Here is a 16,798-nt window from a genome sequence, read left to right as displayed (position 1 = left end):
CATAAGACCATACCCCCTCGCCCCAGCGAAACGAAACCGTTCCGTTTCGATAATGGGAGTGGTCTGGATCACCTGTACGAGTTGCCAGGCCCCTCCGGCGCGGAAAGCATTGTGGGGTGAGTCACGACGTCGCGTACCTCCGCTTCCCGCATCTGCACGACGACCTCCTGTGCTTCGCCACCGAGGACGATCTTTGGGTCGCACCCTTGGTTCCCCCTGGAGATCCGGTCGGCCGGGCCTGGCGGCTCACCGTCGACCGGACCCGGGTCGGCCACCCCCGCTTCTCCCCCGACGGCAGGCACATCGCCTACACCAACTGGCGCAGCCTGGACCCCGAGATCCACCTCGCCCCCGTGGACGGCGGGCCGGTCCGCCGGCTGAGCTACTGGGGCGCCACCGACACCCGCGTCTGCGGATGGGACCCGGACGGCAACGTCCTCGCGGTCACCTCCCAGGGCCAGCCCTTCTCCTACTACTCCTGGGCCTACAAGGTGCCGACGGACGGCAGCCCCGGCGGGCGCCTGCCCTGGGGGCCCGTCTCCGACATCCAGGTCGCCGACATCGACGGGGAGCACCGCACCCTGCTGCTCACCGGCAAGCCGCCGCACGAACCCGCCGCCTGGAAGCGCTACCGGGGCGGCGCCACCGGCCGGCTGTGGCTGCACGGCAAACGGCTGCTGGAGGACGTCGAGGGCCACCTCGACGCCGCCATGTTCGTGGACGGCCGCATCGCCTTCCTCTCCGACCACGAGGGCGTCGGCAACCTGTACTCCTGCCGGCACGACGGCACCGACCTGCGCCGCCACACCGACCACGAGGAGTTCTACGCCCGGCACGCCTCCAGCGACGGCCGCCGGGTCGTCTACCAGTGCGCCGGGGAGATCTGGCTCGTCGACTCCCTCGCCCCCGGCTCCGTGCCGCGCAAGCTCGACGTCCGGCTCGGCGGCCCGCGCGCCGGCCGGCGCACCTACCAGGTGCCGGCCGCCAGCCACGTCGACTCCCTCTCCGTCGACACCACCGGCCGGGCCAGCGCCGTCGTCGTGCGCGGCAGCCTGTACTGGCTGACCCACCGCGACGGGCCGGCCCGGACCATCGCCGACACCCCGGGAGTACGGGTGCGGCTGCCCGAGATGCTCGGCTCCGGCGGCCAGGTCGCCTACGTGACGGACGCCGAGGGCGAGGACGCGATCGAGATCGCCTACCTCCCCCGGGCCTCCGGCGACCGGGAGCCGCGCCGGCTGGCCTCCGGCGAGCTGGGCCGCGTACTGGAACTGCTGTCCGACCCGGACGGGGAGCGGCTCGCGATCGCCTCCGACGACGGGCGGCTGCTGCTCATCGACGCCGCGGAGGAGTCCGACGGGGAGGTCACCGAGCTCATCACGTCCATCAACGGGCCCGTCACCGACCTGGCGTTCTCCCCCGACGGAGCCTGGCTGACCTGGTCGCACCCGGGCATCGGGCGCTCGCTGCGGCAGATCAAGATGGCCCGGATCTCCGGCCCGGGGCCGCACGTCATCGTCGACGTCACCAACGGCCGCTTCGCGGACGAGAACCCGGTCTTCACCCGGGACGGCCGCTACCTGGCCTTCCTGTCCTGGCGCGGCTTCGACCCGGTCTACGACGTGCACACCGGCGACCTCTCCTTCCCCCTGGGCTGCCGCCCCTACCTGGTGCCGCTGTCCTCGGCCACCCCCTCCCCCTTCGCGCTCTCCGCCGAGGGCCGGCCCGCCGCGGGCGGACTCGACCCCGCGGAGGGCGACACGGGCGACGGCACGGTGACCGTCGAGGTGGAGGGGCTGGAGAGCCGGGTCACGCCCTTCCCCGTGACCGCGTCCAAGTACTCGGCCCTGTACCCGGTGAACGGCGGCGGGCTGGTCTGGCTGCGCTGGCCCATCTCGGGCGCGCTCGGCGAGACCTTCGCCAACCCGAACGACATCAGCGGCAAGCCGACACTGGAGTACTTCGACCTCACCAAGGCCCGCAAGACGGAACTGGCCTCCGGGCTGGACTGGTTCGCAGTCAGCGGCGACGGCACCCGGCTCGTCATCAACGACGACGGCGACCTGCGCGCGGTACCCGCCACCGAGTCCGGCGACAGCGACTCGACTGTCTACCTCGACCTGCGGCGCATCCTGCACGAGGTGGACCCGGCGGCCGAGTGGCGCCAGGCCTTCGAGGAGGCCGGGCGGATCATCCGCGCGTACTTCTGGGAGCCGAAGATGTGCGGCATCGACTGGGACGGCGTACTGCGCCAGTACCGCCCCCTGGTCGAACGGGTCGCCTCCCCCGACGAGTTCGCAGACCTGCTGCGCGAGGTCCTCGGCGAACTGGGCACCTCGCACGCCTACGTCTCGCCCGCGCGCCGCAACGAGGGCCCCCCGCACTACCAGCGCGCCATCGGACTGCTCGGCGCCAACCTCGTCCCCCGGGACGGGGCGTGGGTGGTCAGCCGCATCCTGCCCGGCGAGTCCTCCGACTCCAAGGCCCGCTCCCCGCTGGCCGGCACCGGCATCCGGGAGGGCGCCGTGCTCACCCACGTCGACGGCCGGCCCGTGGACCCGGTGACCGGGCCCTACCCGCTGCTGTCGGCGGCGGGCGGCACCACCGTCGAGCTGACCTTCACCCCGGCCGAGGGCGAGGGCCCGGCCCGCCGGGTGGCGATCGTTCCGCTGATCGACGAACGGCCGCTGCGCTACCAGGACTGGGTCGCCAAGCGGCGCGCGGTGGTCCGCGAGCTCAGCGGCGGCCGGTGCGGCTACCTGCACATCCCCGACATGGGCGGCTCGGGCTGGGCGCAGTTCAACCGCGACCTGCGCATGGAGATGTCCCGGCCCGCGCTGATCGTGGACGTACGCGGCAACGCGGGCGGGCACATCAGCGAGCTGGTGGTGGAGAAGCTGACCCGCTCCATCCTGGGCTGGGACCTCACGCGCAACGCGCAGCCCGTCAGTTACGCCTCCAACGCGCCCCGCGGTCCGATCGTGGCGCTGGCCGACGAGGCGACCTCCTCGGACGGGGACATGATCACCGCGGCGTTCAAACTGCTGGGCCTCGGCCCGGTGGTCGGCCAGCGCACCTGGGGCGGGGTGGTCGGCATGACGGGCCGGCACACCCTCGGCGACGGCACGGTGATCACGGTGCCGATGAACGCCGCCTGGTTCCCCGAGTACGGCTGGTCGGTGGAGAACCACGGCGTGGAACCCGACCTGGAGATCCTGCGCACCCCGCTCGACTGGGCGGAGGGCCGGCACGCCCAGCTCGACGACGCCGTGCACCTGGCGCTGGAGCTGCTGGAACAGGACCCGGCCGCGGTCCCGCCCGGCTACACGGACGTCCCGGACCGCCGCCGCCCGAAGCTGCCGCCGCGGTAGCCGGCGCACAGCAGCCGGCGCACACGGAAGGGGCGCGGTTCCCGCAGCTGCGGGAACCGCGCCCCTCGGCGCCGTACGTGTCGCGGTCAGGCGTCGAAGTCGTCGTCGAACCGGGCACGGGCCTTGTCGCCCGCCTCCCGCGGCTGCCCCTTCGCCCGTTCCGCGGCCTGCGAAGAGCGTGCGGCGGCTTCGTCCTTCGCTCCGCCGGCCTCCGGCTTCGCCTTCTGCCCGAGCCGTTCGGCCTTGTCCTGGAACTGGTCCTTGATACCCATGCTTTCACTCCGTGCGGGGTGTAGGGGGTGGGGCCCGATCAGACTTGCACGACGGGACGAACCGCGCATTTCGATCAGCGGCCGACGGTGCGCTCCTTCTCGTCCGCGGCCCCGCCCGCGCCCACGAGCCCCTTGGATACACCGGCCAGCCGCGGTTCGAACCGCTTCATCTCCCGCTGTCCGACCGTCGCGATGATCCCGGGCAGGTAGCCGCGCATCCCCTGCATGCCGCGCAGCCACCACTGCGCGTACACGTGCGCCGAGCGCCGCTCGATGCCCGCCACGATCCGGTCGACGGCCGGGCCCAGCGGGTAGGTGCGGTTGGAGGGCCACGGGAGCCGCTGGCGCAGCTCGCGCATCACCTCGTCCTGGTCGGCGCCGCGCACCATGTCGGTGTCGGTCCAGGAGAGGTAGCCGACGCCGACCTTGACGCCCTTGTAGCCGACCTCGGCGCGCAGGCAGTGTGCGAAGGCCTCGACGCCCGACTTGGAGGCGCAGTACGCGGTCATCATCGGGGCCGGGGTGATCGCGGCGAGCGAGGCGATCTGCAGGAAGTAGCCGCGGCTCTCCATCAGTACGGGCAGGAAGGCGCGGGCCGTGACGGCCCCGCCGATGAGGTTGACCTCGATGACCCGGCGCCAGGCGTCGGGGTCCGAGTCGGTGAACGGCCCGCCGGCGGCGACGCCCGCGTTCGCGACGACGATGTCGACCTTGCCGAAGCGCTGCTTGACCTCCTGTGCCACGCGCGCCATGGCCTCGTGGTCGGTGACGTCGGCGTACCAGTGGTCGCTGTCGGTGTGCAGCCGCTCGGAGACCTCCTTGAGGGCCTCCGGCTCGAGCCCGACGAGCGCGATCTTCGCGCCGCGCGCGGACAGCTTGCGGGCGAGCAGTTCGCCGACCCCGCGGGCGGCGCCGGTGACGACGGCGACCTGGCCTTCCAGACTGCGGTGGGAGCTCATGCCGTCTTCTCCTTCACGTCCGTGTTCAAGTGCGTGTCGACGAGTTCGCGGATCACGCGGGTGACGGCTTCGGGGGCCTCGACCGGCGTCATGTGCCCCATGCCGGTCAGCTCCGTCAGCCCGGCGCAGTCCGGCAGTGCGGCGGCCAGGCGGCGGGCGTGCACGACCGGGGTGAGCCGGTCGGCGGTGCCGCCGATCACCGCGGTGGGCACGGTGAGCGCGGCCAGGTCCGCGTCGAGGTCGAGCCCCGCCAGCACCTCGGACCACGCGTGCCGCACCTTGGTGGGACAGGCGTGCACGATGCGGGCGCAGGCCTCGACCCGGTCGGGGGCGGAGCCGGGGCCCATGGTGGCGTACTTGAGCACCTTCCGGGCGACGGGCGTGACCGGCCCGAGCGGGGCCCGGGAGCCGAGTACCGCGCCGGTGATACGGGTCCGCGCGCGCCCGGCGCGCAGCGGCAGCACCCGCGCCTCCTCGACCAGCCGGGAGCTGCCGGTGCTGCACAGCAGCGCGGCGGCGGCGTGCTCGGCGAACTCCGGCCGCCCGGCGGCCGCCATGATCGTCATGCCGCCCATGGAGTGCCCGGCGACGACCGCCCGTTCCCCGGGGGCCAGGGTGGCCCCCAGCACCGCGACGAGGTCGTCGGCGAGGGCGGTCGTACTGTGCGCGGCCGCGGCGGGGCTGCGGCCGTGGCCGCGCTGGTCGTAGGCGATGACCCGGTGCCCCTTGGCCAGTTCCCGTATCTGGGCGGCCCAGAAGGCGGTGGAACAGGTCCACCCGTGCGCCAGCACCACGGCCGGCGCCCCCTCCTCCCCGTGCACCTCGACGTGCAGCCGGGCCCCGTCGGCCGACACGGCGACGGCCTCCCGCCGCGCGACGGGCGGCGCGTAGACCCCGGAGGTGACGTGCGCTGCGCGGCTCATGCCGCGCCCTCCTGGTCCCCCGCGGCAGCCCCGGCTCCCGGACGGCCCTTCGGCGCCCTGGGCGCCGCCTTCGCCTTCACCTGGTCGGCGGGCCGACCCTTTCCGGCCCCGCTGGGGGCAATCCCGGCCCCGCCGTTCTCCGAAGCCCCGCCGGGGGCGAATTCAGCCCCGCCGGCGTTTGAGGCGCGGGGGTCCGGGGGCAGCGCCCCCGGCAACGGCGCCGCACCGGCCCCCACGGCGGCTGGGACCCGCTCACGGTCCCGGAGGCGTACGACCTCGTACTCGGAGAGGTCCACCGCCCGGGTCTCGCGGCGGAACTCCCCGGTCGTCCCCGGCCACACCGTCGTGTTGCGCCCCTGCGCGTCGAGGTACCAGCTGGTGCAGCCGCCGGTGTTCCACACCGTCCGCTCCATCCGCGCCTGCACGTGCCGGTTCCACTTGTTCACCGCCGACGGCCGCGCCGCCAGCGCGACCCTCCCGCCCAGCACGCCCAGCTGGCGCAGGTAGTCCGCCATGTAGTTCAGCTGCGACTCGATCATCAGGATCATCGAGCTGTTCCCCAGCCCGGTGTTCGGGCCGATGATCGTCATCCAGTTCGGGAAGCCGGCCGCCGTCGCCCCGCGCAGCGCCTGCATCCCGTCCTTCCAGGCGTCCGCGAGGGTCTGGCCCTCCGCGCCCACCACCCGGTCGGCGATCGGCATGTCCGTGACGTGGAAGCCCGTACCGAAGACGATCGCGTCTACCTCGGTCTCGGTCCCGTCCGCGGCCACCAGCACCGAGCCCCGGATCTCCTTCAGCCCCGAGGCGACCAGGTCCACATTGGGCCGGGCCAGCGCCGGGTAGTACTCGCTCGACAGCAGGATCCGCTTGCAGCCGATCCGGTACGAGGGCGTCAGCTCGGCCCGCAGCGCCGGGTCCTTGATCGAGCGCGCCATGTTGGCCTTGGCGAGCGACTCGATGATCCCGAGCTGGTTCGGCCGCTTCGTGAACGCGCTGACCTGAAGCTCCCGGATCCCCCACAGCAGCCCGCGCCGCGCCGCCCGGGTGAAGGGCAGCTGGCGGTGCAGCCAGCGCTCCACGGCCGTGATCGCCCGGTCGGTGCGCGGCATCACCCACGGAGGGGTCCGCTGGAACAGCGTGAGCCGCTGCACGTCCGGCGCGATGGCCGGCACGATCTGGATGGCGGAGGCACCCGTACCGATCATGGCGACGCGCTTGCCCGCGAGGTCGTAGTCGTGGTCCCAGCGAGCGGAGTGGAAGACCTTGCCGGGGAACTCGGCGAGCCCCGGGACCTCCGGCATCTTCGGGTCGGACAGCGGACCGGTGGCGGAGACGACCACGTCGGCGGTCAGGTCCCCGCCCGCGGTCTCGATCTCCCAGCGCAGCTCGTCCGCGTCCCAGCGCATCATCCGGACCTCGTGGTCCAGCCGGATGTGGCGGCGCAGCCCGAAGGTGTCGGCGACGTGTTCGAGGTACGCGCGGATGGCCGGCTGCCCGGAGAAGGTACGGGGCCAGTCGGGATTGGGCGCGAACGAGAACGAGTACAGGTGGGAGGGCACATCGCACGCGCACCCGGGGTAGCTGTTGTCGCGCCAGGTCCCGCCGACCGAGTCGGCCCGCTCCAGTACGACGAAGTCGGTGATCCCCTCGCGCCGCAGTCGCACGGCCGCGCCGAGCCCGCCGAACCCGGACCCGATCACCGCCACGCGTACGTGCTCACGCACGCGCTCGCCCTTGCCCATGCCGCCCATGCCGCCGCCTTCCGCATCTGCAACACTGCCAGCAATCACTGGCACAATCGGGAGAGTAGAGCAGGCCCGTACTCATGGGTAGGGGTCGCGCGCGGAAAGTTACCGCCAGTACGCCATAGGCTGCGCCCGTGGCGAAGGATGAGACGGAACCAGACACAGTGCGTGAGTACCGTACGGAGGAACTGGCCGAGGCGGCCGGCATCCCCGTGCGCACCCTGCGCTTCTACCGCGAGCGCAAGCTGCTGCCGCCGCCGCGCCGCGAGGGCCGGATCGCCTGGTACGACGAACACCACCTGGCCCGGCTGCGCACCATCGCCGCCCTGCTGGAACGCGGCCACACCCTCGGCGGCATCGCCGAACTCACCGCCGCGTTCGAGAGCGGCCGCGACGCCGGCCAGCTCGGCGAACTGCTCGGCATCGGCTGGTCGGAGGAGACCCCGGTGCGCCTCACCCCCGAGGCCCTCGCCGACTACTTCGAGGGCGAGGTCACCCCGGAGAACCTGGCCGCCTCGCTCGACCTCGGCTACCTGGCGATCGACGGGGACGCCATCGTGCACGTGAGCCGCCGCCTGCTCGACGTCTCCTCCGACCTCGTCCGCGAGGGCGTGCCGCTGGCGGCGGTCCTGGAGACGGGCCGCCAGGTCCGCGCGCACGCGGACGCGATGGCGGCCCTGTTCACGGAGCTCATCGCCACGCACATACCGGGCGGGGACGCGGTGACCCGGCTGCGCCCGCTGGCGAAGAGCGTCGTCGAGGCGGAACTCACGATGGCGATGGACCGCCTGCTGTCCCGCGGGGACGGGAATCAGACCCCGAGCTCGTAGACCACCGTGACGGGCGCGTGGTCGGACCACCGCTCGGGGTGCGTCTCGGCCCGCTCGACGAAGGCCTTCACGGCCTTCGCGGCCAGCCCCGGGGTGGCCACCTGGAGGTCGATGCGCCAGCCGGCGTCGTTGTCGAAGGCCCGCCCGCGGTAGGACCACCACGAGTACGGCCCCTCGGTGTCGGGGTGCAGCCCGCGCACCACGTCCACGTACCCGGCCTCCGCGTACACCTTCCCGAGCCACTCCCGCTCCTCGGGCAGGAAGCCGGCGTTCTTCCGGTTGGTCTTCCAGTTCTTGAGGTCGGCCTCCTGGTGGCAGATGTTCCAGTCACCGCACACCACGACCTCGCGCCCGTCGGCGGCTGCCCGTGCCTTCAGCTCGGCGAGGTAGGTGAGGAACTCCCCCATGAACCGGTACTTCTCGTCCTGCTTCTCGGTCCCGGCCTCCCCGGAGGGCAGGTAGAGGCTGGCCACGGTCACGCCGGGCAGATCGATCTCGATGTACCGCCCGCTGGTGTCGAACTCGTCACTCCCGAATCCCACCTGCACCCGCTCGGGCACCCGCCGCGTGTACAGCGCGACCCCCGCCCGCCCCTTGGCGGCGGCCGGCGCGAACACGGTGTGCCACCCCTCGGGCTTCCGGGCCTCCTCCGGAATCTGCCCCTCCTCGGCCCGCACCTCCTGCAGGCAGACCACGTCGGCGTCCGACCCGGCCAGCCACGGGACGAACCCCTTCTTGGCCGCGGCGCGGATCCCATTCACATTCACGGAGGTAACGGTGATCAAAGAATTCTCCCCACATCGCACAAAACGGGAGCAGCCTACTCGCCACAGCCCTCTGGAGGCCTGTTCGTCTCATCACCGTCGACCCAAGGGTCCGGCTCCCATAACGGATGCACAGTGATGATCACAGGTCCCCCCTCTCCCCGCCTGAAGGCAACTCGACGAACGAGCTGCTTGAGCAGCGCGTTCTTTTCAGGGTCCGGCAGCGTCTCCCACTCCTCTGCCAGCCCGGCGATCAAAGGCCCGAAGCCGGCACGATCCCCTGCCCCCTCGTCCGCAGCCATCCTTTCGAGCTGGGCGATCGTGAGGTTCCGCTGCTCTTTGATGCGGTCCCGGGCCGATTCGTAATCGCCCGGCGCATAGTCGTCCGGGTTGACGGCATGATCGGCGCGCAGCCTGCTGAGTCCAGCGTCGAGTTTGTCGAGCACGATCTGCAGGCGTACACGTTCCCCTACTGCCCACACCCTGTCGTCCTGCCCCGTCGGGCGCTGACACCGGGCGGCCGGCGCGGCGTCGGACGCGGCTTCGCGAACGATCCAGTCGTGCAGCGCACGCTCGACCACGGATCGACGAACCCAGAAGCCGGGGCACCCGTGCGTGCTCGTCACCGAGCGCCGGCCGCAGCAGTAGGAGTACCCGCGGACGAGCTCCTTCCGGCCGTCCGGCCCATTGCGCTCTCCCGACTCGACCGGGGCGGTACCACGGCAGTGATCACATCTGGCAAGGCCGGTGAGCGGATACAGGGGTCTGGCGGACCTCTGTGGCGCCTTCCTCCTCCCATCGCGCTCGTCCTGGTACTGCTGCCAGAGTTCCGGCGAGATGAGCCCGTCGTGCGCGCCGGGGACGAAGATGCGGTTCAGGCAGCGGCCGGCTTGCCCGCAGGCGCATTCCGGGTCGTGCACGCGAAGCAGGCCGGCCGGAAATCCGGAGTCCATGTACCGCGTGAGCACCTGAACGCTCCAGGGATTGCCTCGCACCGTGAAGTGCCCCTCGGTGTTGAGCCAGCCGCACAGGGCGTAGTACGAAGCACCATCGACGTAACGGCGGTACGCCTCGGCGTAGACGGGCCCGTCGTTGTCGATGTCGGGTTCGTAGCGTTCTTCCTGAACGGTCCAGCCGCCCTTGCCGTCCGGCACCCGGCGCGGGTGCCAGACGTAGCCGGCGCGGGGGCGCCCGGCGGCAGGGACCCCCAGCTTGTAGCGGCGGTGGTCGTGGGTCTCGCGCCACTGCTCACCGAGCTTGTCGGACTCGTAGGCCGCGAACTCGAACAGGATGCCCCTCTGGAGGCGCCCGGTTGCCGTCCGGGCATCAACCTGCTCGGTTGCCGACAACAGTTGGCCGCCCGCATCCTCAAGCCTTTTGAGGTTGATCGCAATGCCGTCACGAGAGCGTCCGAATCGGCTGTACTTCCAGACCACGATGCCCAGCGCCTCGCCCTTTTCGACCATGGCGACGGCTCTCATGACCTGACGATTGAAGTTCCGGCCGGTGTGGTCGAGGTCGACAACCCATTCGACAATCCGACGTCCGGTACGGCGGGCCCAGCCTTCGATCGCCGCCTTCTGCAGTTCCGGTGAAATCTTCTCTTCCTTCCAGGTGGAGACCCTGATGTAGCCGACGTAGGGCTCAGACCTGGACGACCGGACCGGTGCACTCATCAGACGCAATCCCCCTTGTTCACTGGCACACAAGGCACGCCGGCTCCCCCACGGCGCTCCGAATACGTCGAATTTATAGACACCTAGAAACAAATTCAAGGCCCCTAGAGGGCGAAATCCCGAGGGGGCTAGGATCTCTGACATGGACACTCAGGCCCCCGCCACTCTCCTCCGCACGGCCATCGAAGCCGTGCGCGCCATGCCCGCCGGGGCGGAGCGCGCAGTTGCCGCGACCGAACTGCTCGGCACCCTGCGGGAGGCGCAAGCGGACCTGCGGAAGATCCGCACGGACGATGTGACCGAGCTGCGCAAGACTCTCAAGCTGCGAGAGATCGCCGAGCAGCTCAGCCTCTCGACCGGTCGCGTCGATCAAATCCTGAAGGGCAAGTAGCACCTGCACCCTCCGGGGGCCTGCCACCATGCGCAGCCCTCACGCCGGGCTCGGGCGGTGAGCCCGGTCCGTAAGATGTTCGGATGTCTCACGGTATAAACCTCCGCGCCGTGCCGTACGACCACCCGGACGCGGTCAAGCTCAACGACCAGGTACAGCTCGAATACCAGGAGCGGTACGACGGCGAGGGTGACGAAACGTTCCTTGACCCGGCGATGTTCGTACCGCCGCGGGGCCTCTACCTGATCGCCTACGACGCCTCGGGCGCCCCGGTCGCGAGCGGCGGCTGGCGCAGCCAGGAGGAGAACGACGAGGGTTACTCGGACGGCGACGCCGAGCTGAAGCGCATGTACGTCGTCCCGGAGGCCCGCGGCCTCGGCCTGGCCCGCCGCATCCTGGCCGTCCTGGAGGACGACGCCCGCGAGGCGGGCCGCACCCGCATGGTCCTGGAAACGGGCGACCAGCAGCCGGAGGCGATCGCCCTGTACCTGTCCTCGGGCTACGCGATGTCGGCCAAGTTCGGCTTCTACCGCCACTACGACTCGAGCCGCTGCATGTCCAAGCCCCTGCGCTAGCGCGAGCCGCCGCACCCGCCACCCCCGCCGGGCAGACGCAACCCCGCCGGAGGTGAATCCAGCCCCTCCGGCGTTTGAGGCGCGGGGGTCCGGGGCAGCGCCCCCGGCAACGGCGCCGCACCCACTCCCGCTACCCCCGGGGGAGCCAGGCCGGCTCGTCGGTGCCCCAGCGGGACGGCCCCCGCCCCCACTCCCCGAGGGGACTGGCGGCGTACCGGAGCACCCCGTACCCCGAGTCCGCCTCCCGCAGCCACGGCTCCGCCGAGTACTCCCCGCCCGCCCCGGCCGGCGCAAGCCCCCGCACCAGCCACGACCCCGTCCCGGCGAGGGAGAACCGCAGCCCCCGCCCGCCCCCTTCCGCCAGCGCCCTCAGCACCCCGGCCGCCACGAGGTACCCCGTCCCGTGGTCCAGCGCCTGCGCCGGCAGCACCCCGGGCACCCCGCCCGAATCCGCGCACGCCGCCGCGATCCCGTACCCCGCCTGCACCAGCGAGTCGAACCCCCGCCGCCCGGCCCACGGGCCCCACTCCCGCCACCCCCACGCGCACAGCTCGGCCACCACCAGCCCCGGCCACCGCTCCAGCAGCTGCGCCGCGCCCAGCCCGTACCGCTCCAGCGTCCCCGGCCGGTACCCCGAGACCACCACGTCGGCCTCGGCCAGCAGCCCCTCGAGCACCGCCCGGTCCTCCGCCGCCTCCAGGTCCAGCAGCGCCGACCGCTTCCCGAAGCCGGTGTCCGCGTGCGCGTCGTCCGCCTCCGGCAGCCGCGGCGAGTCGATGCGCAGCACGTCCGCGCCCAGCAGTCCGAGCGTCCGCGTGGCCACGGGCCCGGCGATGACCCGGGTCAGGTCCAGCACCCGCACCCCGGCCGCGGGCCGCCCGGCGGGGGCCGGTCCCAGCGGCCGCCCCCGCGCGCCCGATTCCCGTACGGGCTCCACGAGCGGCTGCGGCTCCCCGTAGGCCACGGCCACGGCGACGGCCAGTCCGCCCGCCGCGTACGCGGACTCCTGCACCCCGACGGCCGGCCGCTGCTCCACCGCGGCGCGCAGCGCCTCCGGCGTCGCGGACGGCAGCGCGAGCGCCCGCACCAACGCGGCTTCGTGATGCGGGTAGTTGGCATGGGTCCGCACCCACCCGTCGGCCGCCCGCCAGAAGCCGGACAGCGGCGCGAAGTTCACCGGGGCCCGCCCGGCCACCCGCAGGTGCCGCTCACTGACGAACGCCGTTGCGACCGCGCCCTCGTCCACCACCACCGGAGCCACGTCCTGCGGCCCGCCTCCGGCCCGTACGGCGGCCAGCTCGCCCGCCGCCAGCGCGCACGCCCCGACCGTGGACCGCGCCAACTCCGCAACGGGCAGCGGCCCTTCGCCGAGATTCCCGGACCCCCGGTACCGCACGCGCCCCGCCAGGCCCGGCGCCCCGCCGAGTGCCGCCCAGGCCTGCGCAAGGCCCCCGTCCCGCCCACCCGCATCAGCGATCGTCATGGACCCATTCTGCGATCCCGGCCGCCACCATCGAGGCGATGCGCGGGGCGAGTGCCGGCCCGGGCGGCCCCGCGAGCAGGAACACCCACGCGAAGACGGTCCCGAGCACGGCCGCGTGCACCATCACCGGGTCCGGCAGGGCGCTCAACTCGCCCCTCTCCAGGGCCTGTTCCAGCAGCGCCACCACCTGCTCGCGCTCCCCGGCGATGAAGGTCTCCTGGAAGCGGGCGGCGATCTCGGGCTGCTGCTTCAGATCGGCGAGCAGCCCCGGGGTCGCGGCAACGACGACGGGATCGGAGAACACCGCGAGGACCACTCCGGCGAGCCCGGCGAGGTCCCCGAGCAGTGTCCCGGTGTCCGGCAGCGGCTGCGGCCGGCGCCCGTGCACGAGCACGGAGAAGACCAGTTCGCCGCGCGAGGCGTAGCGGCGGTAGATGGCCGCCTTGCCCACCCGCGCCTTGGCGGCGACGGCGTCCATGGTCAGCGCGGCGTACCCCGCTTCGGGCACCAACTCGCGTACGGCGTCACGGGTCGCCTCGTCCACGCGGGCGTCCCGCGGCCGGCCGGGGGGTTGCTTCGAAGGCTCGACGGGGTCATCACACGAAACTATGAGCATCGGAACTAGCAGTGCCGTAATTACTCCCGCCAACACGGACTCGCTCCGCCTGTTCTGGTCCCTGCCGGGCAGCTTCGCCGTACCCCTGATCCTGCTCGGCCTGCTCCTCGCCCGGATGGCCCGCACGGGCCAGGAGGTGCCGCGCTACGTCCCCTGGACCCTGGCCGCATGGGTCCTCCTCAGCGGCTGGATCCTGGAACCCGCCGGCTTCCCCCTCGGCCTGATCCCGGTCACCCTGCTCCTCCTCGCACACCGCGAGACCGCCCCCAAGCCGTAGCCGGGCGGTCTCCCGGGCAGCCGCAAGGAACGCGCCCCGCAAATGCCGGGATCGAGTGCTGTGTCAGCCGAGGCAGCCGAAGGGCCACGATCGGCGAGCCGAGCAGCGGGGACCATGCGGTTCTCACGTGCGGGAGCGGGAGCGGACGTATTCGGCGTGCAGGTGAGTGAACCTGCCCCGGCCGCGTACGGATGAGAACGCACCGTGGCCGACGCCCTGAAAGGCTGGACCGGAATCCTTCCAACGCCTTTACCGGGACGGGCGGAGGGCGGCCGGCAGCGGTGCTGGATCCGCATCCTCACGAACCCGGTATCGGGCCGCGCAGCTCGGCCGCGAGAAGAAGGGCCTGAAGCGGGACCGGATTGCAGCCGGTCCGACGAGCGGTCGGCGTCGGCCGACGTACGGGAGCTGCGGTGTCGACTTCGGAGACCCCATCCACCATCGCGGTCCTCCCCATCATCTCGGGGCTCTCCCTCGCTTTCACGGTCACGGCCGTCGACCCGCTGATCCTCAGCCTGAACATGCCGCAGATCAGCCGGGCCCTCAACGTGCCGCCCGACGTCGTCGGGTTCCTGGGAGGTGCCGCGACGCTGGTCGTCGCCGCCGCCGTGCTCGCCGTGGGCAGTCTCGGGGACGCCTTCGGGCTCAAGCGGCTGCTGATGCTGGGGCTGGTCGGCGACATCGTCGTCAACCTGCTCTCCGCGCTCTCCCCCGGCTACATGTTCCTGCTGGTGATGCGCCTCCTCGACGGCCTGGCGCTGGCCGCGATGCTGGGAGTGTCGCTGGCCCTGCTCAAGGCGTCGGTGCCGGCGGAAAGACGGCCGGCGGCCATCGGCATCTTCATGGCCATCGAGATGGTGCTGTGCGGGGTGACCCCCGCGGCCGGGGGCTGGCTGGCGGAGACGCTCGGCTGGCGATGGCTGTTCCTGGTCGCCCCACTGCTGTCGCTGATCGCGCTCGGGCTGACGGCCCGGTTCGTCACCGAGCCTCCCGTCCTGCAGCGCCGCGGAGTCGACGTCGGCGGCGTCAGCCTGGTCGGCCTCGCCCTGCTGACCCTCGTCCACGGCATCGCCGAGGCGGAGAACGGGATCACCCGGATCGAGGCCTGGCTGCCGTTGGTGATCAGTGCGGTCGCCGGCGTGCTGTTCGTGTTCCATGAGCGCCGGACACCCGAACCGGTCCTGGAGCTGTCGCTGTTCCGCAGCGGCGCGTTCACCGTGGCCGCGCTGTCCAGTCTGACGCTGAACTTCGCCGCCGCGGGGTTCAGTTTCGTCCTGGGGCAGTTCGGCAGCGTGATCCTTTCGCTGCCCCCGCAGACGATCGGCCTGCTGTTCCTGCCCGGCACCCTGCTGATCGCAGGCGCCGTCATCCTCGCCGGGCGCCTGATCGAGAAGTACACCCCCCGGCCGGTCCTCATCACCGCCCTGCTGTTGCTGGTCGCGAGCGGGCTGCTGATGGCGGCCACCGCCGCGCCCACGATGGAGCTGTGGATCCTCGTACTGGCCACCTGGCTCACCAACCTCGGCTCGCTGGTGGCCTCCGCCTCGGTGGCCGAGACCATCCTCTCGCACGCCCCAGACGGAAAGGCCGGTGCAGTGGCCTCCGTTCAGCCGGCGTTCGGAATGACCGGCTACGCGCTCGGCCCCGCCGTCTACCTCCTGCTGCTCAACCTCTTCTTCCAACGGCAGTGGCTCAGCGACGCCGATGCGCGCGGTATGTCGGCGACCCAGGCCGAGCAGGCCGTGGACGCGACACGGAGCGCCATGGCGCACAGTCCGGGCACCGCCGGATACGACCCGAACCTGCTCCGGCAGTCCGGACTGGACCTCGGGCTGGACTTCACCGACGGCCTGAGGCTCACCATGCTGGTCACGAGCCTCCTGCCGCTCGCCCTGGCCGTGGCGGCGTACGTGCTCATGCCCCGCCGGAGCCGGACCGCACCGCGGGGCCGACAGGAGTGACGGATCGATCGGCTGCTCTCCCCATGCGGGGTTCCGGACGGGACGGACAGGCGCCCGGCCGGTCGCGTCTGGACTGCGGGGTCGAACGCGGCGGGTCAGCATGGAAGAAGGGGGATGTCTCCGAGCGGAGGTTCCCATGACTGACCACGAGACTCTCGTCCGCGATCTCTTCACGGCGTGGAACGACCGGGACTACGACGCCATCGCCGGGGCAGTCGCTCCGGACTGCACTCTCATCGACAAGGGCAGCGGGAGAAAGCTGGAGGGGCCGGAGGGGTTCACCTGGCTCGCCAAAACCCTGTTCAACGCGATGCCCGACGGCACGTTCACCCTCGATCGCCTCACGTCCCAGGGGGACACGGTGGTCGTCGAGTACACGGGCAGCGGGACACAGACCGGGGACCTGGTCCTGCAGGCGGGCACCGTGCCCGCCACCGGACGTCACGTCACACTGCACGCCTGCGACATCTACGAGGTCAAGGACGGCAAGATCCAGGAGGGCCGGGCCTATCTGGACACCGGAGCGATCATGAGCCAGCTCGGTCTGACCGAGCAGTTGCGGGCCTGACCGAGAGAAGCGCCCCGGCCGCCGATGAAGGCCGGCACGCGCACCTGACAACCCGGCACCACACAAGGGGCTCACGCCTGTCCGACAGCAGCACCCACGCCCCACGCAGCCGAACCGCCCGCCGTCCCGGCCGATCCCGGACGATTCACAAGGCTGCGCCCCGCAGGGGCACCGTCTCGAACGGGATCCAAAACGCCGAGATCCCGCCCGGTCTTCCGACCGGACGGGATCTCGTGACGTTCCCGAGAGCTACTCGCGAACTGTCGTCTGTGGACCTGTGGGGATTTGAACCCCAGACCCCCTCGATGCGAACGAGGTGCGCTACCAGACTGCGCCACAGGCCCTTGCGACGTGTGAAACATTAGCATCCCTGCGGCGGTGCTCCAA

At 71.9% G+C, this 16,798-nt stretch carries 15 protein-coding genes and 1 tRNA gene; 7 read left to right on the top strand and 9 right to left on the bottom strand.

What is annotated here, in order from left to right:
• Nucleotides 1-116: 116 nt before the first annotated feature.
• The gene (locus tag ACIGFK_RS27175) at nt 117-3,371 is read left to right on the top strand and encodes a S41 family peptidase (protein ID WP_376660157.1); all 3,255 of its coding nucleotides are present in this window, start codon (nt 117-119) and stop codon (nt 3,369-3,371) included.
• A gap of 86 nt (nt 3,372-3,457) precedes the next feature.
• On the opposite strand, the gene ACIGFK_RS27170 is transcribed toward ACIGFK_RS27175, so the two are convergent.
• The 4 genes from ACIGFK_RS27170 to ACIGFK_RS27155 form a co-directional block, all read right to left on the bottom strand.
• Nucleotides 3,458-3,643 (bottom strand): hypothetical protein, encoded by a 186-nt coding sequence (locus tag ACIGFK_RS27170; RefSeq protein WP_376661862.1) that lies wholly within the window; start codon nt 3,641-3,643, stop codon nt 3,458-3,460.
• Between the two features lie 74 nt (nt 3,644-3,717).
• Nucleotides 3,718-4,602 carry an SDR family oxidoreductase gene (locus ACIGFK_RS27165; RefSeq protein ID WP_376661863.1) on the bottom strand — a complete coding sequence of 295 codons (885 nt, stop codon included), beginning with the start codon at nt 4,600-4,602 and terminating at the stop codon, nt 3,718-3,720.
• A complete protein-coding gene (locus ACIGFK_RS27160) occupies nt 4,599-5,525 on the bottom strand; it encodes an alpha/beta fold hydrolase (protein WP_386465036.1) in 927 nt (308 codons plus the stop codon). The genes ACIGFK_RS27165 and ACIGFK_RS27160 overlap by 4 nt, the downstream gene beginning before the upstream one ends.
• Nucleotides 5,522-7,267, bottom strand: coding sequence for a flavin-containing monooxygenase (locus tag ACIGFK_RS27155; protein WP_400053959.1), 1,746 nt, complete (start codon nt 7,265-7,267; stop codon nt 5,522-5,524). The genes ACIGFK_RS27160 and ACIGFK_RS27155 overlap by 4 nt, the downstream gene beginning before the upstream one ends.
• A gap of 167 nt (nt 7,268-7,434) precedes the next feature.
• Between ACIGFK_RS27155 and ACIGFK_RS27150 the strand changes: the two genes are divergently transcribed.
• Nucleotides 7,435-8,100 carry a MerR family transcriptional regulator gene (locus ACIGFK_RS27150; RefSeq protein ID WP_376661865.1) on the top strand — a complete coding sequence of 222 codons (666 nt, stop codon included), beginning with the start codon at nt 7,435-7,437 and terminating at the stop codon, nt 8,098-8,100.
• Here ACIGFK_RS27150 and ACIGFK_RS27145 read toward each other — a convergent pair.
• Entirely contained in the window at nt 8,082-8,885 is an 804-nt protein-coding gene (locus tag ACIGFK_RS27145; protein ID WP_376661866.1) for an exodeoxyribonuclease III, read from the bottom strand. The two genes, ACIGFK_RS27150 and ACIGFK_RS27145, sit on opposite strands and share 19 nt — an antisense overlap.
• A 35-nt stretch (nt 8,886-8,920) precedes the next feature.
• Nucleotides 8,921-10,540 (bottom strand): recombinase family protein, encoded by a 1,620-nt coding sequence (locus ACIGFK_RS27140; RefSeq protein ID WP_400053919.1) that lies wholly within the window; start codon nt 10,538-10,540, stop codon nt 8,921-8,923.
• A 142-nt stretch (nt 10,541-10,682) separates the two neighbouring features.
• On the opposite strand from ACIGFK_RS27140, the gene ACIGFK_RS27135 reads away from it, so the two are divergent.
• Both ACIGFK_RS27135 and ACIGFK_RS27130 read left to right on the top strand, forming a co-directional pair.
• Nucleotides 10,683-10,931 carry a hypothetical protein gene (locus ACIGFK_RS27135; protein ID WP_376661868.1) on the top strand — a complete coding sequence of 83 codons (249 nt, stop codon included), beginning with the start codon at nt 10,683-10,685 and terminating at the stop codon, nt 10,929-10,931.
• 83 nt (nt 10,932-11,014) lie between these two features.
• Nucleotides 11,015-11,506 (top strand): GNAT family N-acetyltransferase, encoded by a 492-nt coding sequence (locus ACIGFK_RS27130; RefSeq protein WP_386465029.1) that lies wholly within the window; start codon nt 11,015-11,017, stop codon nt 11,504-11,506.
• A gap of 130 nt (nt 11,507-11,636) precedes the next feature.
• Here the strand turns inward: ACIGFK_RS27130 and ACIGFK_RS27125 are convergent, their stop codons facing one another.
• Nucleotides 11,637-12,989: a CoA transferase gene (locus ACIGFK_RS27125; RefSeq protein ID WP_400053918.1), complete on the bottom strand. Its 1,353-nt coding sequence runs from the start codon at nt 12,987-12,989 to the stop codon at nt 11,637-11,639.
• Nucleotides 12,976-13,533 (bottom strand): TetR/AcrR family transcriptional regulator, encoded by a 558-nt coding sequence (locus tag ACIGFK_RS27120; protein WP_400053917.1) that lies wholly within the window; start codon nt 13,531-13,533, stop codon nt 12,976-12,978. Before ACIGFK_RS27120 ends, ACIGFK_RS27125 begins: the two co-directional genes overlap by 14 nt.
• On the opposite strand from ACIGFK_RS27120, the gene ACIGFK_RS27115 reads away from it, so the two are divergent.
• The 3 genes from ACIGFK_RS27115 (at nt 13,424) to ACIGFK_RS27105 (ending at nt 16,411) form a co-directional block, all read left to right on the top strand.
• A complete protein-coding gene (locus tag ACIGFK_RS27115; protein ID WP_400053916.1) occupies nt 13,424-13,882 on the top strand; it encodes a DUF6463 family protein in 459 nt (152 codons plus the stop codon). The genes ACIGFK_RS27120 and ACIGFK_RS27115 overlap by 110 nt on opposite strands.
• A 413-nt stretch (nt 13,883-14,295) precedes the next feature.
• Nucleotides 14,296-15,843 carry an MFS transporter gene (locus ACIGFK_RS27110; RefSeq protein ID WP_400053915.1) on the top strand — a complete coding sequence of 516 codons (1,548 nt, stop codon included), beginning with the start codon at nt 14,296-14,298 and terminating at the stop codon, nt 15,841-15,843.
• Between the two features lie 136 nt (nt 15,844-15,979).
• On the top strand, nt 15,980-16,411 hold the full coding sequence (locus ACIGFK_RS27105) for an ester cyclase (RefSeq protein ID WP_400053914.1): 432 nt from the start codon (nt 15,980-15,982) through the stop codon (nt 16,409-16,411).
• Between the two features lie 270 nt (nt 16,412-16,681).
• Here the strand turns inward: ACIGFK_RS27105 and ACIGFK_RS27100 are convergent.
• Nucleotides 16,682-16,755: transfer RNA gene (locus ACIGFK_RS27100), tRNA-Ala, on the bottom strand.
• Nucleotides 16,756-16,798: the final 43 nt, after the last annotated feature.

This window comes from Streptomyces sp. NPDC085524 (genome assembly GCF_044541755.1).
Lineage (GTDB): Bacteria > Actinomycetota > Actinomycetes > Streptomycetales > Streptomycetaceae > Streptomyces.
The sequence above is the reverse complement of the archived record's forward strand: the minus strand, read 5'-3'. Positions and strand labels throughout refer to the sequence as shown.